The 15,887-nt window shown below is 70.5% G+C and carries 14 protein-coding genes; 6 read left to right on the top strand and 8 right to left on the bottom strand.

The features are described from left to right. The first annotated feature begins 167 nt into the window (after positions 1-167). Both AB3X43_RS18690 and AB3X43_RS18695 read left to right on the top strand, forming a co-directional pair. Entirely contained in the window at positions 168-470 is a 303-nt protein-coding gene (locus AB3X43_RS18690; RefSeq protein WP_369431379.1) for a hypothetical protein, read from the top strand. Positions 471-572: 102 nt separating this feature from the next. After that, positions 573-1,130 (top strand): DUF3455 domain-containing protein, encoded by a 558-nt coding sequence (locus AB3X43_RS18695; RefSeq protein WP_369431380.1) that lies wholly within the window; start codon positions 573-575, stop codon positions 1,128-1,130. Between the two features lie 23 nt (positions 1,131-1,153). On the opposite strand, the gene AB3X43_RS18700 is transcribed toward AB3X43_RS18695, so the two are convergent. Continuing rightward, positions 1,154-1,813: a YiaD family glycine zipper/OmpA-like lipoprotein gene (locus AB3X43_RS18700; RefSeq protein ID WP_473965151.1), complete on the bottom strand. Its 660-nt coding sequence runs from the start codon at positions 1,811-1,813 to the stop codon at positions 1,154-1,156. Between the two features lie 231 nt (positions 1,814-2,044). Here AB3X43_RS18700 and AB3X43_RS18705 point away from each other — a divergent pair, with 231 nt between their 5' ends. Together AB3X43_RS18705 and AB3X43_RS18710 are read left to right on the top strand one after the other, a co-directional pair. After that, positions 2,045-3,292 (top strand): THUMP domain-containing class I SAM-dependent RNA methyltransferase, encoded by a 1,248-nt coding sequence (locus tag AB3X43_RS18705; protein WP_369431382.1) that lies wholly within the window; start codon positions 2,045-2,047, stop codon positions 3,290-3,292. 57 nt (positions 3,293-3,349) lie between these two features. After that, positions 3,350-4,336, top strand: a complete 987-nt coding sequence (locus tag AB3X43_RS18710) for a Bug family tripartite tricarboxylate transporter substrate binding protein (RefSeq protein WP_369431383.1) — start codon at positions 3,350-3,352, stop codon at positions 4,334-4,336. A gap of 24 nt (positions 4,337-4,360) precedes the next feature. Here the strand turns inward: AB3X43_RS18710 and AB3X43_RS18715 are convergent, their stop codons facing one another. Continuing rightward, complete coding sequence (locus tag AB3X43_RS18715) at positions 4,361-5,698, bottom strand: ferredoxin reductase family protein (RefSeq protein WP_369431384.1); 1,338 nt, start codon at positions 5,696-5,698, stop codon at positions 4,361-4,363. A 97-nt stretch (positions 5,699-5,795) separates the two neighbouring features. Between AB3X43_RS18715 and AB3X43_RS18720 the strand changes: the two genes are divergently transcribed. After that, positions 5,796-6,479, top strand: coding sequence for a heavy metal response regulator transcription factor (locus AB3X43_RS18720; protein WP_369431385.1), 684 nt, complete (start codon positions 5,796-5,798; stop codon positions 6,477-6,479). Further along, positions 6,476-7,861 (top strand): heavy metal sensor histidine kinase, encoded by a 1,386-nt coding sequence (locus AB3X43_RS18725; protein WP_369431386.1) that lies wholly within the window; start codon positions 6,476-6,478, stop codon positions 7,859-7,861. Before AB3X43_RS18720 ends, AB3X43_RS18725 begins: the two co-directional genes overlap by 4 nt. On the opposite strand, the gene pelG is transcribed toward AB3X43_RS18725, so the two are convergent. From pelG to AB3X43_RS18755, 6 genes are all read right to left on the bottom strand, one after another. Then, complete coding sequence (pelG, locus tag AB3X43_RS18730; RefSeq protein ID WP_369431387.1) at positions 7,848-9,215, bottom strand: exopolysaccharide Pel transporter PelG; 1,368 nt, start codon at positions 9,213-9,215, stop codon at positions 7,848-7,850. The two genes, AB3X43_RS18725 and pelG, sit on opposite strands and share 14 nt — an antisense overlap. Beyond that, entirely contained in the window at positions 9,191-10,729 is a 1,539-nt protein-coding gene (gene pelF / locus AB3X43_RS18735) for a GT4 family glycosyltransferase PelF (RefSeq protein WP_369431388.1), read from the bottom strand. Before pelF ends, pelG begins: the two co-directional genes overlap by 25 nt. After that, positions 10,726-11,748, bottom strand: a complete 1,023-nt coding sequence (locus AB3X43_RS18740) for a tetratricopeptide repeat protein (protein WP_369431389.1) — start codon at positions 11,746-11,748, stop codon at positions 10,726-10,728. The genes pelF and AB3X43_RS18740 overlap by 4 nt, the downstream gene beginning before the upstream one ends. Beyond that, a complete protein-coding gene (locus AB3X43_RS18745) occupies positions 11,745-13,112 on the bottom strand; it encodes a PelD GGDEF domain-containing protein (RefSeq protein ID WP_369431390.1) in 1,368 nt (455 codons plus the stop codon). The genes AB3X43_RS18740 and AB3X43_RS18745 overlap by 4 nt, the downstream gene beginning before the upstream one ends. Before the next feature lie 17 nt (positions 13,113-13,129). Then, on the bottom strand, positions 13,130-13,684 hold the full coding sequence (locus AB3X43_RS18750; RefSeq protein ID WP_369431391.1) for a penicillin-binding protein activator LpoB: 555 nt from the start codon (positions 13,682-13,684) through the stop codon (positions 13,130-13,132). A 36-nt stretch (positions 13,685-13,720) separates the two neighbouring features. Continuing rightward, a partial coding sequence (locus AB3X43_RS18755; RefSeq protein WP_369431392.1) for a tetratricopeptide repeat protein occupies positions 13,721-15,887 on the bottom strand: 2,167 nt, incomplete at its 5' end.

Consider the following 15,887-nt stretch of genomic DNA (forward strand, 5'->3'; position numbering starts at 1 on the left):
TCACCGGCGCGGTGGTGATGGGCGTGATCTCGCAGTTCGTCGATGGCTCGCCGATGCCCATGGTCAGCGGCATCGGTGGCTGCGCGCTGATCGCCGGCGTGCTGACCTGGTTCACCCTCGCGCAGGCGGCCCGTGCGTCTGCTGCGCCAGCCCGCTGACCACACACCATGTCCGACGACCACGAGAACCAGGTTTTCCTCCCCGAGTCCTTCCTCGACCTGCACCGCGACCGCCACCGCACCCGGCTGCGCACGCCGATCGCCGAGGTGCGCGCCCGTTACGAGGCCTGCGAGGACCTGGCCCAGCAACTCGTCGCGCAGGCGCAGCACATCCACTTCGACCTCGGGGTGTCCGAGGAAGAGGTGCTCGCGCGCATCGAGGCGGGGCTGCAGTCGCCCGATTCGGGGTATGCGCCGGACGAGGCGGTGTGGGTGGCGCGGCGGCTGGCCGAGCTGCTGCAGTGGGATTGAGCCGCGGCGAAAAGAATTCCACCGAATCGGCTGTTCGCCTGCATCCAGTCCGCCGTGGCCTGCGTAAGAGACATCACCAACCTCAACCTGCTGGAGATGTCCATGAACACCAAGCTCATCCTGTCCGCTGCCGCCGTGGCGTTGCTGTCTGCCTGCGCCAGCTCCGGCCCCATGGCCCCCATGACCCCGTACAGCCAGATGGCGCTGCCGGACGCCGTGAAGGTGCCTGAGGGCCACAAGGTCGCCATGGAAACCGTGGGGATGGGCGAGATCACCTACGAGTGCCGCGTCAAGGCGGGCACCGGCATGGCGGACCAGATGGAATGGGTCTTCGTCGGGCCCGACGCGGCGCTCAGCGACCGCCGTGGCAGGATGGTCGGCAAGTACTTCGGCCCGCCCGCCACGTGGCAGTCGGCGGACGGCTCGAAGCTGACCGGTGCGCAGGTGGCGGTGGCGCCGGCCGGCGCGGGCAACATCCCGCACCAGCTCGTCAAGGCCAACCCGGCCATGGGGGCTGGCGCGATGACGGGGATCAGCTACATCCAGCGCACGGCGACCAAGGGCGGCGTTGCGCCGTCGCAGGTCTGCGCCCCCAGCAATGCCGGCCAGCGCCTGGTCGTCAAGTACCAGGCCGACTACATCTTCTGGAAGCCGGCCTGATCACGCACGGGTGCTGCGCGTGCTCAGGAGCCGGCTTTTTCCGGCTCGCGCAGGAAGATCTCGACGCGGCGGTTCCTGGCGCGCCCGTCCGCCGTGCTGTTGTCGGCCACCGGCTGGTGCTCGCCCTTGCCTTCGATCGAGATGCGCGTGGCCAGGACGCCCTGTGACACCAGGTAGTCGCGCACCGAGGCCGCCCGCTCGACCGACAGCGGGTTGTTGACCGCATCGCTGCCCTGGCTGTCGGTGTGGCCGATGACCTGCACGTGCATCGTCGCATCCAGACCATGGGCGAACTTGGTCAGGATCGGCGCCAGCGCGGGACGGATGTTCGAGCGGCCCGAGTCGAACGACAGGTCGCTCGGCACGTTCACCTTGAGCTGGTTGTCGGCCGTGCGGCTCACGTCGATGCCGGTGCCCTGGGTGGCCTGCTCCATCGCGCGCTGCTTGTCTTCCATCTTCTTGGACCACAGGTTGCCGGCGACCGCGCCGACGGCACCGCCGATGACCGCACCCGAGCCGGCCTTGCCGCCGGTGACCTTGCTCAGCACGGCGCCGACCGCAGCACCTGCCGCGGCCCCGGTCGCCGTGCCCTTCTGGCGGGCACTCATGTCGGCGCAACCGCCGAGGAGCAGCGCGGCAGACGTCAGGGCCAGGACCAGGGGACGGGAAGGAGTGAATTGCATCATGGTGGGAAAGCTCCGTTGTCGAGGTGTACCCAGCGTAGTCTGCCGAGCGCACCGGAATGCACACCATCCATTAAGACAGTGTCCGGATGTATTGAACGGTTGAAAGCGGTGTGTCGATGACGCTGGCGAGGTGACGATCGGTACCTGTGCGTGTACGGCTGTATCGGCGGCGCATCCGGGGCGACAATCGCACCCGACCCCTGATCACGAAGACGACGGACCACTGCCTTGAACCCGACCCCCCTGTTCCTGCCCTGCGCCGCCGGCGTCGAGCCCCTGCTGGCCGACGAAGTGCGCGCCATCCTGACCACAGCCGGTGCGCCGCAGGCGGCCAAGTCGGTGAAGCTCGGCCGTGGCGGCATCTCGCTGATCGGCAGCATCCACACCGCCATGCGCCTGAACCTGGAGAGCCGGCTGGCGCCGCGTGTGCTGTGGCAGGTTGCCGAAGGCCGCTACCGCGACGAGGAAGACCTCTACGACATCGCCCGCACGGTGCCGTGGACCGACTGGATCACGGCGCGCCAGACGTTGCGCGTGGACACCTCGGCGGTGCGCTCGCCGCTGCAGAGCCTGCACTTCGCGTCGCTGCGCATCAAGGACGCGATCTGCGACGTGATGCGCGAACAGACCGGCGAGCGTCCGGACGTCGATCCGCGCTTCGCCGATCTGTCGATCCAGTTGCACGTCGGCGAGGACTACGCCCAGGTGTACGTGGACCTGAGCGGTGAAGCCTTGTTCAAGCGCGGCTGGCGCGAGGTGCAGGGCGAAGCCCCGCTGAAGGAAACGCTGGCTGCCGCGATGCTGGCTGCCGCGGGCTGGCACGGCCGGGCGGAAGACGGCGACCTGCTCGACCCCTGCTGCGGCGCCGGCACCATCGCCATCGAGGCGGCGCAGATCGCCTGCGGCATGGCGCCGGGTCTGCAGCGCAGCTTCGCCTTCGAGAAGCTGGCTCCGTTCCGCGCCGAGGTGGTGGCATGGCAGTCGATGAAGGCCGAGGCGCGGTCGCGCGTCCATGCGCCGGCCGTGCGGGTCTACGCGGGCGACGTGTCCTTCCGCATGACCGACTTCGCCACCCGCAACGCCGAGCGGGCCGGTGTGGCCCACGCCATCGACTTCAAGACCGTCGATGCCCTGCAGCGCAATGCCCCGACCGAACGCGGCGTGCTGATGCTCAACCCGCCCTACGGCGAGCGCATCGATGCCAAGGGCACCGGCTCCGCGCCAGGCGGCTACCGCGATTCGCGCGAGACCTTCGAGGGCGGCGGCACGTCGCAGGCCTTCTTCGCCGCGCTCGCCACGCACTGGAAGCGCCAGTACGCCGGCTGGACCGCCTGGGTGCTCAGTCCGGACGCCAAGCTGCCGCAGGCGATGCGCCTGAAGGAGTCGCGGCGGGTGCCGATGTGGAACGGGCCGATCGAGTGCCGGCTGTTCCGCTTCGATCTGGTGGCGGGGTCGAACCGCAGCGAGCCGCGCTGATCCGTCGGGGCTGCGGCCTATCATGAGTTCCGTCACGAACCCGACGGAGATCCCTGCATGTCACTCGCCACACCGACCCGCCGCCTGTTGCTCGCCCTCGCGGCGGCTTTCGCCACCGGTCTGAGCGCCGCACCGGCCCAGGCCGACAACGGCAAGACCATCCGCCTGCTGGTCGGCTTCCCGCCTGGCGGCGGCACCGACGCCATCGCCCGCACGCTGGCCGAGCGGCTCAAGGACGAACTCGGCGCGACCGTGGTCGTCGAGAACAAGCCCGGCGCCGGTGGCCAGCTGGCCGCGCAGGCGCTCAAGACTGCCGCGCCCGACGGCACGACCTTCTTCCTCTCGCACGACCACACCATCACCATCCTGCCGCTGGTGGTGAAGACGCCCGGCTTCGATCCGGCGAAGGACTTCGTGCCGGTGGCGGGCTTCGCCACCTTCGTCAACGCACTGGCCGTCTCGGGCGGCACGCCGGCGAAGTCGGTCGGCGACTACGTGAACTGGGTCAAGACGGCCGGCGGCGGCAAGGGTGCGGTCGGCGTGCCGGCACCGGCCTCGGTGCCGGAGTTCCTGGTCAAGGTGATTGGCGAGAAGTACAAGGTCGACCTGGTCTCCGCACCCTACCGCGGCAGCGCGCCGATGATGGCGGACATGCTCGGCAACCAGATCGCCGCGGGCGTCGGCTCGGTGCCGGACTTCATCGAGAACCACAAGGCCGGCAAGATTCGCGTGGTGGCCGTGCTCGGCGGTGCGCGCCAGGCTGCGCTGCCGGATGTGCCCACGTTCGCCGAGCTGGGCCTGGCCGGCTTCGAGGACGTGCCCTACTACGGCGTCTTCGCACCGGCCGGCACGCCGAAGGAGACGATCGACCGCTTCGGCGCCGCGCTGTCGAAGGTGATCGCGCAGCCCGATGTGCGCGACCGGCTCACCGGGATGGGGCTGACGGTCGGCTACATGCCCGCCGAGCAGCTGGGCCAGCGCGAACACGCCTACAAGCAGGTCTGGACGCGCCTCATCAAGGCCAGCGGCTTCCAGCCGCAGTGACGACCCGGGCTGGCCAGGCGCTCCTCAGCGCATCTGGAACAGCTCCTGGTGGAAGTGCTCTGCGCCCAGGCCCCGGGCGCGGCACTGCGCGCGCAGCGCCCGGCCGAACGCTGCCGGACCGCAGAACCAGACGTCCGAGCGCGCCCACTCGGGCACCACGGCGGTGATCCGGTCCATCGTCAGCGGGTCGTCGCGTCCATCGACGAGCACGTGCAGCCGCACCCCGGCCCGGGCGGCATCCTCTGCCAGGCGTCGCTGTGCCGCATCCTCCAGCACCCGTGTGGACCAGAACAGATCGACTGGCGCCGCGTGCGGCGAGGCCTGTCCCGCCAGGGCCTGCAGGCGGGCGATGAACGGCGTGATGCCGATGCCGCCCGCCACCCAGATCTGGCGCGGTCGATCGGTGTCGAAGACGAAGCGGCCGTAGGGGCCTTCGAGCGTGCAGGCGTCGCCCACCTGCAGCCGCTCCGGCAGCGTGCGGGTGTGGTCGCCGTCGCCCTTGATCAGGAAGAACAGGCGGCCGTCGCTCTGCCAGGACGAGGAGATCGTGTACGGGTGCGCGCCCTCCTTCCTGTCGAAGGTGACGAAGGCGAACTGGCCGGCCGCGTGACCATCCCAGCGGCCTTGCAGTTGCACATCGACGCGCAGCACCTGGCTGTCCGGGTGGTGTTCCAGCGCCTCGACGATGCCGCCCACCTTCCGCTGCACGCCCACGCGGCGCAGCAGCGAGACCACGGCAGCGGCCGAGCCGAACACCATCAGCGCAGCGCTCAGCGGACCGAGCACGCCGCCCCAGTAGCTGAACTTCATCAGCACCACCGAGTGCGCCACCAGTGCCAGGTAGACCGCTGCCAGCCAGCGGTGCGTCTTGAAGACCGGCCGGTACGGCAGCCGCTTGACCAGTGCCAGCGCCAGCAGCACGACCATCACGTAGAAGGCGTATTCACCGATCGTCTCGGCCAGGTGGCGCTGGCCCTGGAAGAACTGGAAGACGGGGTTGGTCTCGGGCACGCGCGGGCCGCGGACCGGGCGCGTGACCCAGCCGAGGTCGATCAGGTAGCGCGGCGACTTGGACAGCGCCCAGTGCGTGATCGACAGCACCAGCCCGGTGATGCCGAGCCACTTGTGCAGGCGGTACATCTTGTCGAGGCCGCCCAGCAGCGGCTCCAGCCGGCGTGGCCGCACGGAGAGGACCATGCCCACGCTCATCACGGCGATGCCCAGCACGCCGGTGAGGTTCGTCAGCGATGCGCGCCAGACGAAGTAGTTGGGGTCGCTGGCCAGCCAGGCGGGATCGGCGAAGGCCCACAGGGCGGTCAGCGCGGCGACCAGCCCGAGGTAGAAGCGTTGGATGGGTTTCATGGCTGCCATCGTAGAAATCCTTGCCTGACGGTTTGCCGATGTCCGCCTGACAGCTTTGTCAGCCACGGCCCGCATGCGCGGCGGGACAATCCCGGCCATGAAACTGCTGGTCATCGACGACGACGCACGGGCACTGGCCTACCTGGGCCGGGGCCTGCGCGAACAGGGCTTTGCCGTGGACACGGCGGCCAACGGGGTGGATGGCCTGCACCTGGCACGCACCGGCGGGTACAGCGTCATCGTGCTCGACGGCATGCTGCCCGGGATGGACGGACTGGAGGTGCTGCAGCAGTTGCGCCAGACCCACCAGACGCCGGTGATCATGCTGACGGCCCGCGATGGCGTGGCCGACCGCGTGCAGGGGCTGCAGCAAGGCGCGGACGACTACCTGGTCAAGCCGTATTCGTTCACCGAACTGGTCGCCCGGCTGCAGGCGCTGGTGCGCCGCGCCGGCCCGCGCGAGACGGGGCCACTGCTGCTCGGGGACCTGGTCGTCGATCCGGTCTCGCGCCAGGTCGTGCGCACCGGCCAGCGGGTCATGCTCACGGCCAAGGAGTTCACGCTGCTGCTGACGCTGCTGCACCGGCGCGGGCAGGTGCTGTCCAAGACCGTGCTGGCCGAGCTGGTGTGGGACATCCACTTCGACAGCGACCTGAATGTGGTCGAGGCCGCCATCAAGCGTCTGCGCGCCAAGATCGACGAAGGCCACCCGCAGAAGCTGCTGCACACAGTGCGCGGCATGGGCTATGTGCTGGAGCAGCGCAGCGAGGTGGCCGGATGAGGCGCCGGTGGCCGGGATCGATCGCTGGACGGCTGGCGGGGCTGTTCGCGCTGCTGTCGCTGGGCGTGTTCGGCCTGAGCGCGGTGGTGCTGTACCGCGATCTGAAGGTCGAGATGGCCCACGAACGCCAGCACGCCCAGCGGACCAAGCTGGAACTGGTGGTGCAGATGATCGACCGGGTGCGCGACGGTGGCCCCGTCAGCGCGCACTGGCCGGCCATCGCACAGGAGCTGGAGGTGCTGCACCACAGCGACCGCTCGACGCGCTTCTGGGTGTTCTGCGAGGAAGGCAGTCCCCAGGGCTGCAGCCAGGACTGGACGGAGTCCCCGAGGCAGGTGTTCAGCCAGGAGCTGCGCGGGCTGCCGCCGGGGCACCGGGTGCGCGTGGTGCTCGGCAGCGAGGAAGGCCGGATGCAGGACACGCTGCAGCGCTTCGCGTGGCTGATCGGGGTGGTGTCGCTGTCCGGGGCGCTGGCACTGGCGCTGCTGGGCGGTGCGTTGGTGCGCTGGGCACTGTGGCCGGTGCGCCAACTGTCCGAGGCCACACGCACCCTCGGGCCTGACCAGCTCTCGCAGCGGCTGGCGGTGCCCGATGCCGCGTCGGAACTGCACGTGCTGGTGCAGGCCTTCAACGGCGCGCTGGACCGGATGGAGCAGGCCTTCGTTCAGCTGGAGACCTTCAACGCCAACGTGGCCCATGAGCTGCGCTCGCCGCTGAGCACGCTGATCGGCTCGACCCAGGTGGCGCTGGCCCGACCGCGCGAGGTGGACGAACTGCAGGAGGTGCTGGCTGGCAATCTCGAGGACGCCGAACGGCTGGCAGCGATGGTGCGCGACATGCTGTTCCTGGCCCGTGCCGACCACGGGGCCCGCGCCGATGCGCTGCAATGGGTGGACCTGCGCGCGCTGGTGGCGGAGACGGCCGAGTTCTTCGAGCCGCTGCTGGAGGACGAGGGGCGCCGCCTGGTGCAGGACGTTCCCGAGCGGGACGCCGTGCTGGCCCATGTCAACCCGGGCCTGCTCAAGCGGGCGCTGTCGAACCTCATCGCGAACGCGCTGCAGTACGGGGACCCGGGCGAGCCCATCGTGATCGCGCTGGCTGCGGAGCCGGCGGCTGTGCGCCAGTGCCGGCTCGATGTGGTCAACGCCGGTCCGCCGCTGGACGAGGCCACGCGGGCACGCATGTTCGACCGCTTCTACCGCGCGGACGTGTCCCGCGGCCGGGAGGGCGGGCACGCCGGGCTGGGGCTGGCCATCGTCAAGGCGGTGGCCACCATGCATGGCGGCAGCGTGCATGTCCGCTGCCATGCGCCGGGGCGGGTGTGCATCGGCCTGTCGCTGCCGCTGGCGGGCACCGCGCGCGCGGCGGTCACTGCAGCATGAAGGTCTCGTACTCCAGCCGGTGCAGCTTGCTCTCCAGCGCCAGCATCGCCACGAACACCGTGACCATCATCGCCAGCGCCACCCCGTAGCCGTAGAACGACGCCCCGAGCTGCAGCGTGATGAGCGACAGCCCGACATTGAGCACCAGCAGCAGCGCCGTCAGCCCGAACACGACGCGCCGCCGGTCGAGGTAGAAGAAGATGTTCAGCAGCCCCAGCAGCACCACCTGCAGGCTCGCTGCCACCACGTCGAGGTAGAGCAGCGGCAGGTACAGGTGCGAGATGCCGAGCCAGTCCAGCACCCGGGGCGCGGCCAGGATCACCAGCAGCACCGTGATGCCCTGGATCTTCAGGATCTCGTACAGCCCTTGCCGAATGGTGAACACCATCTCGTCGCGCAGGCGCTGGATGTTGCCCAGCGAGCCGCCCTCGCGCACGGCGTCGTAGAAGCGCTCGTAGTACTCGACGAAGTCGGTCTCGATGCGCACCAGGAACACCGCCATGCCCGGGATGATCGCCAGGTAGGCGAGGAAGGCCGGGATGTCGTAGATGACCGAGGCCCGCAGCGGGCCGATGATCGCCTGGCTGACCTCCGGCGCGGCCCAGAAGACCAGCTTGTCGGCCCATACGCCGAGGTTGTAGAACAGCCCGACCCAGACCAGCGAGGTGAACATCGCGCCGCGCTGGAGGAAGTCGAAGGCGATCAGCCGCTCGGTCGGCAGCGTGCGCAGCACCATCACCAGCATGCCGGCGAGCAGCACGAACTGCCCGACCACGAAGCCCAGCAGCAGCCCCTCCATGCCCAGTCCGCGCAGCAGCAGCGCCCCGGTCACGCTCACGCCGTAGCCCAGGCCGAACAGCGCGACGATGGTCTTGTACTGCTTCATGCCCGACAGGAAGATCGTCGCCAGCCAGATGCCGCTCATCACCACCAGTCCGCTGGCGAAGGAGACCCGGAACAGGTTGCTCTGTCCGGGGAACAGCGTGGCCACCGCCAGCAGCCCGAGCAGGCCCGAGCCGACGACGACGATCAGCAGTGCGCCGAGGAAGTTCGGCGCGATCATCGCCTGGCGCTTCTCGAACAGCCGGTCCGCCACCCAGCGGGTGAAGGAGAGCTGGATCGGCCCGGTCAGCACCAGCGACAGCATGATCAGGTAGGTGACCGAGACCTGAAACTGGGTGATCTGGCGGTCCGGCACGGTCACCGCCGAGACCAGGCCGATCACCAGGATGCCCAGGATGGACAGCACCCACGGCCCGGAGCTGATGATGCCCGCGTAGGCGTAGGCCTTGAACAGTCCGGCGAAGCTGTCGCGCCGCAGGAGCTTTCTCAGCTCGAAACCGATGCCTGCCACGTCAGGGCCCTTTCATAGATGTCCCGGTAACGACCGAGCATGCGTTCGAGCGAGTAGTAGCGCTGGACCCGCGCCACGCCCGCGTCGCTGGCCCGCTGCCAGGCAGCGGGGTCGGACAGCAGCTCGACGGCCGCATCGGCCAGCGCCTTCGGATCGGCCAGCCCGACCACGCGGCCGGACGGGCCGAGCGCCTGGTCTTCCCCGTCCAGCCCCTCGATGAGCTGGCGGCACGAGCCGACGTCCGTGCTCACCGCTGGCACGCCCGCGGCGAAGCCTTCGAGCAGCACCAGCGGCAGCGCCTCGCTGATCGACGACAGGACGACCAGTCCCACCTTCGGCAGCAGCTCGGTGAGCTGCTGGAAGCCGAGAAAGCGCACCCGGTCCTGCAGGCCGAGGCTGGCGATCAGCAGCTTGCATTCCTCGGCGTAGGCGGGGTCCTCGTTCTCGGGGCCGGCGATCCAGCCCTCGGCCTCGGGCAGCTGGTTGACGACACTGCGCAGCGCGCGGATGTAGGTCTTGACGTCCTTGATCGGCACCACGCGTCCGATCAGGCACAGCACCTGCGGCACCGCGGCGGGCCGCAGTGCGCGCAGCGGGGTGAAGCGGGCGATGTCGATGCCGTTGGGGACGGTGGTGGTGCGCTCGCCGCGGGCGCCGTCGGCGACCTGGCGGCGGCGGTTGGCTTCGTAGAGCGCGATGATCTGGTCGCTCGACTCGTAGCAGGCCTTGCCGATGCCCTGGAAGAAGCGGATCCAGAGGTCGCGGAAGTAGCTCAGCTCGGTCAGGTCGCGCTGCAGCACCGAGCGGTTGTCGGCGATCCAGCGCGCGCCGAACAGGTCGATCTTGCGCTCCTTGGTGTAGATGCCGTGTTCGGACAGCACCAGCGAGCGGCCGTGCCGGCGCTTGCACATGGCGCCCAGCAGCCCCGCGTAGCCGGTCGAGACGGTGTGGAAGGCCTTCACCGGGATCAGGTGGTCGGCGATGCGCTTGAGCTTCCACAGCGGCGCGTGCATGGTGCGCACGGTCCAGAAGTAGTCGACGAAGGAGGGGTCGGTGCAGCGCTCCTCGTACTGGGCGCAGAGGTGGTCCCAGGCCTGGTCGCCGCGCAGGAAGTGCGCCTCGCCGAGCTGGTCGTCGAAGCGGTCGATCACCGCGCCGAACAGGGCCTGCGGGTCGGTGCCGGCGGGGCTGTCCTCGGGGTCCTGCCAGTGGCGGTGCAGCGCCTTGACGTGCGAGAAGGCGGCTGGATCGGTGCGCAGCGTGCGCTGGGCGGGCCGGTCTTCGTTGTCGAAGATGTAGTGTGCCTCGACGTGGACCAGATTCGGCGGCAGCTGGTAGCGGATCGGGCCGTAGTCCTCGGGCCGCGAGCCGAGGAACACCACCGCGAAGGTCAGGTCGGGGAAGCCGGTGATGATCTGGTGCACCCAGCTCGACACGCCGCCCGAGATGTAGGGGTAGGTGCCTTCGAGCAGCAGCGCGATGTCGGCCGATTCGGCACGGGGTAATTCAGTCAAGGGCGCTCTCCTGCGGTTTGCCAGTAGCGCACCAGCGCGGCCATGCGCGGGGTCACGGTCAGCGGATCGATGCGGTGCATCAGGGCGCGCACGCTGCGCCAGTCGCTGCGGCGGTAGGCCATCTCGGCCAGGTAGGGCAGCACGCGGTTGTCGGGCAGGCCATCCTCGGTGGCGCGGATCAGGTCGTCGCAGGCACGGTCGATGTCGCCCTGCTCCAGGTGCATGCGCGCGAGCAGCTGGCGCAGACCGCCGTCGCCCGGGTCGAGCGCGATGGCCGCCTGCGCGTGCTCGATGGCGCGGGCCAGCGTGTGCTCGCGCACGTCGCCCTGCACCAGCGACTGGTAGACCAGCTCGAAGTTCAGCTCCGCCAGGTGGCGCAGCACCTCGATGCGGCTGGCGCTGTGGCGCTGCGGCTCGGTGGTGAACTGCTCCAGCAGCGCGGCCTGTTCGGAGATGCGGGTGCGCAGCGCCTTTTCCTGCGTGTCGAGCAGGCCGTAGGCGACCAGGCGAAGATCCTCCACCGGGTCGCTCAGCAGCTTGCGCAGCAGGTCGCCGGCGATGCGGGCAGGCTTGCTGGCGATGGCGTTGAGGGCCCGCGTGCGCAGCGGGGCGGCGGCGTGCACGTCGGTCAGCAGCTGCCGGATGCTCAGGCCGCGGAACAGCCGTGCCGGCCCGCGCACCGAGAGCAGGAACTCCGGCGGCGCCGCCAGCCGGAAGTGGGTGTCAGGTTCGTGCGCCGGCAGCAGCCGCATCACGACCACCGCCAGCAGCAGCGCCACCAGCCCGAGGAAGGGGATGAAGAACGCCAGGCTGAACAGCAGTGCCAGCACCGCCAGCGGCGGCTGGCGCAGCCGCCCGGGCAGCAGCGGGTACAGCACCACGGCCAGCACCACGCAGGCCAGCGCATGCACGCCGACATAGGCGCCCAGCCGCAGGACGTCACGGTCGCCCGTCCACAGCAGCAGCAGCGCGGCGCCGACCTCCAGCGCCAGCGCAAGCAGGAACTGCAGCGGGTTCATGCGCTGGTGCCTCCGAGCACGCCCACCAGTGCGGGTGCCAGCGGTGCCTGGCCGAGCGTCATCACGCGGTGCTGGATGCCGAGCGTGGCCAGATCGGCCTGGTGCGGCGCCAGCCCCTGGCGCTCGGCGACGTAGGTGGCCAGGCTGTGCAGGTAGCCATCGACCGCCGTGCGGCCGACCAGCGGCATCAGCGTGACCAGCCGTTCACGGTCTCCTTCCAGCGCATAGGGCCAGACGACATCGGGCGAGCGGGCGCGGCGCTCGGCCAGGCGGCGCTGGCTGGCGGCGTGCTCGGGGTCGCCGAAGGTCAGCACCACCACCTGGCTGGGCAGTCGGAACTCGCGGGCGATGCGGTCGAGGCGGCTGGCCTCTTCCGCGAACTCGACCGGGCAGTTCGGCAGGTGGGCGAGCAGGCCCGGCACCTCGTCGCTGACCAGCGCCGCGTCCGAGAACGACGAGCACAGCACGGCCATCAGCTCCAGCGCCTCGTCGTGCAGCGCGAGGAAGGGCATGCGGCTGACCACCAGCAGCGCCTGCTCGCGGTGGGTGCCGAGTACCAGCGGCGCGGCGACAAGGTGGCTGGTGGCCGCCTCGTGGACCGGGAAACCCGCCTGCACATGGGCGAGGCGGCGCTGGTCGAGCGCGTACTGCACCAGTGGATCGGTCAGCTGCACGGGCACCGGCTGGCCGACGCTGGCCAGCGTCGTGCCGTGCGCGGCGCCGGGGGTGAGCGTGATGACCTGGGCGCTCTCGATCTGGCAGTGCACGCCGAGGAAGTCGAGGAAGGCCTTGGCCGCCGCCGGCGCGGCGAGCTGGCCGGCCAGCGAGCGGGCGCGCATGTCGCCGAGCGCCTGGCGCAGCGTCGAGGGCTGCAGCAGCAGGTCCTGCTCCAGCACGTCGTGCGAGCGCTGGACCATGAACAGGCGGTTGGTGACCCGCTCGATGCGGTCTTCGAGGTAGGCGTTGGCCTGCGACAGCCGGCGGATGCGCGAGCGCCACAGGCCGCTGAACTCGCCGCAGACCATGGTCAGCAGCAGGCCACCGAGGAAGTACAGCACCGGGAAGGCCGCGGACGGGTCCGTGCCCTGCAGCAGCCGCCACGCCACCAGCACCATCAGCATGGAACTCAGTCCCGCCAGCACGCCGTAGCGCAGCGCGATCAGGATCGGCGCGAACCAGGTCCACGGGATCGGCGCGTGGGTGAACAGCGGATCGTCGGGCGAGACCCAGCGTCCGATCGCGATGACGCCCAGCGTCATCACCACCACTTCGAGTGCGACCCAGCCCACCCTGGCGCGGGGAGACGCCAGTGCGTGCAGCCCGTCCTGGGCGGTCGCGTCGGCCGTGAACTTGGAAACCAGCATGGCGCGGACCCCGGAGTTCAGCGCAGCGCCAGATCGCCGAGCAGGTCGCGCATGAGCTTCTGGCCCACGGCGGACAATGCTTCGCGGCTCCAGCCGGACCTGGCGCCGGTGGCGGTCCAGACCACGTCGCCCGAGCCGAGGTCGATGACCTGCAGCACCAGGCCGACGGCCGGCTCGCCGTCCACACCGACCTTGTAGCGCCACTCGTCCACCGCGCCGGTCAGCGCGTAGCGGATGCCCTGTTCGGCGGCCCAGCGCTGGGCATCCTGCTGCACCTTGCGGTCGGGCAGGTCGCCCATCAGGTCAGCGGCCGGCAGGGCCGGCGGATGCACCAGCGTCTGCACGCCGCGCTGGCGCAGCAGCGATTCCAGGATCACCTCGGCACGCAGGCCGGCCTGTGGCGTCTCGGTGTGGTTGGCCATGGGCAGGATGACCCACTTGGCGCCCGCGTCGAGCTGGACGGCGCTGCGGGTGCGGTCCATCACGGAGCAGCCGGCCGCGGCGATCGCCAGCAGCATCAGGGTCAGGAGCTTGAAGAGCTTCGGGAGGCGGAGGTCGGTGAACTTGGGCATGGTGGGATTCCTAGGCGGGTTCCGGGTCAGATCGGGTCAGAACGGGAGGACGTAGCGCAGCCCCAGCGCGCGGGCATCGCTGCTGGTGCCGGACCGCGTGGCGCTGAACTGGACCAGCAGCTGGTCGCTGCCCAGCAGCCGGCCTGCGGCGCCGACCGTGGCGCCGTAGCCGGCACCCAGCCGGCTGTGGTGGGTCAGGCTCAGGTCGACGAAGGGGCGCCAGGCGCGGGTATAGCTGTCCCGCGCAGCGAGGCCGGCGCTCAGGCCCACGCCGTGCAGCGCGAAGCTGTCGGGCACGAAGAACGTGGCGTCCGGCTGGCTGCCGTCCGGCGTCAGGCGGGTGGTCCAGTCGGGCAGGGCGTTGCCGGTGCGGCGGTAGCGGGTGTAGTTGCCGAAGGCCCGCACGCGCAGCTCGGGCGTGGCGCCGCGCAGCACCTGGCCGACTTCCCAGTCCAGCCCGAGTGCCGAACCCAGGCGCTCGCCGCTCTGCAGGTCCAGCTGGGCTGCCCGCAGCGTGACGCGCACCGGGCTGGTCTGCGCCAGGCGCAGATCGGCGCTGAGGCGGGCTTCCTGCTGGCGGCCGGCGACGGAGAGCGGTGCCGTGTCGGTGGCCCGGGCGTTGAAGCCGAGGTCGGCGCGCAGCTGCAGGCGCGACACCGGCTGCACGCTGGCCGACAGCGTGCCGGTGGCGAACGAGCGCTCGGCCGAACGCTGGCCCAGCGAGGCTTCCACCTGCAGCGCGCGGTCCGGCTGGAACTGCAGCAGCGCCGAGAGTGCGCGGTCCTGCGCGGCGATGAGGCCGAGTTCCGGCGTGCCGGTGCTGCGCGAGAGGCCGGCCCGCTGGCTCGACTGCTCCGCGCCGACGCGCAGCCGCATCGTTTCCGACAGCGGCAGCCACAGCGCCAGCGACTGGCGGTTGGCGTGCACCGCGTCGCGGTCCAGGTCCAGCCCGTACTCGACGCGGCGCGACTGGCGCCACGCCGCGTCGGTGTAGGCCTCGTGCTGACCGTCGTCGTCGTGCAGCTGCAGCTGGGCGATGCGCAGCGTCTGGGCGCGTGCCGAGTGGCCGAGCGCCTGCAGGGCTTCGATGCGCAGGCCCGGCGGCAGGCGGTCGGCGTCGGGGCTGTCGAGCAGCTCGCCGATGCGCACGAGGTCACCATCGTTCAGGGCCAGCGTCATCTCGGCCCAGTCCGGCCGGGCGAGGGTGGTGCCGTAGCGGCGCCACAGCCACAGGCGGGCCTGGTCGTGCTGCTCGGTCGAGAGCATCCAGCCCAGCACCAGTTCCAGCGCCGCGGCGCGGATGCTTGGCGACACGGCTGTGCCAGCCAGCAGTCCGTCGGGGCCCGTGAGCGTGGCGATGGCGCGCAGCTGGCCGTCGCCCTGCGTGGTGGCGAGCTGCAGGCGGGCGAGCTGCAGTTGCAGCGCCTGCACGAGATCCGGCGGCACTTCCGCGCGCAACGCCGGGTCGCGCAGGCGCTGGCGGGTCAGGGCCAAGGCCTGGCGGCGCACCTGCTGCGCCGACTGGACCATGCCGGCCGCTTCGAGCACGTCGGCATAGCCCGCCGACCACATCGGGTCGTTCGGGTGCAGCGGCACCTGGCGGTGCCAGAACGGCAGCGCCTGGCTCGGTTGTTCGAGCACCAGGTACCCGGCTGCGTAGGCGGGGTCGTAGGCCGGGTTGGCGATGGCCTGCGTGCGCCAGGTCGACAGCATGCGCTGCAGCTCACCCTGGGCACCGGCGTCGATCAGCATGAAGAGGTAGGCGATGCGGGTGTCGACGTGGTCGGGCGAGGCCTCCAGCGCGCGGCGCATGTCCGACAGCGCCGCCAGCATCTCGTGGCGGGCCTGGTGCCACTGCGCGCGCAGCACCCAGAAATACGACTCCGAGGCCACCGCCTGTTCCGCCTCGGCACCGAGGCTGCCGAACAGGCGCTCCATGGCCTTCAGGTCGTGCGCGCCCCACCAGAGATCGAGCGCAGCGACCAGGTAGGACGGCTGCTTCAGCTGGTCCCACGCCTTTTCGGCGAAGCGGGCCGCGTCCTGCGGGCTGCGGGTGCGCAGCAATTGCAGCAGGCGGTCGGCCTCGATCGGGTCGAGGTCGCCCTGGCGGGTGGTGATGGTCAGGGCCTGCAGGGCCTGCGATTCGATCTGCAGCGTCCAGGCCAGGTTGGCCAGCAGCCGCCAGTAGCCGAGGTCGGTCTCG

The organism is Sphaerotilus sp., from assembly GCF_041083715.1.
In the GTDB taxonomy this organism is placed as follows: domain Bacteria; phylum Pseudomonadota; class Gammaproteobacteria; order Burkholderiales; family Burkholderiaceae_C; genus Sphaerotilus.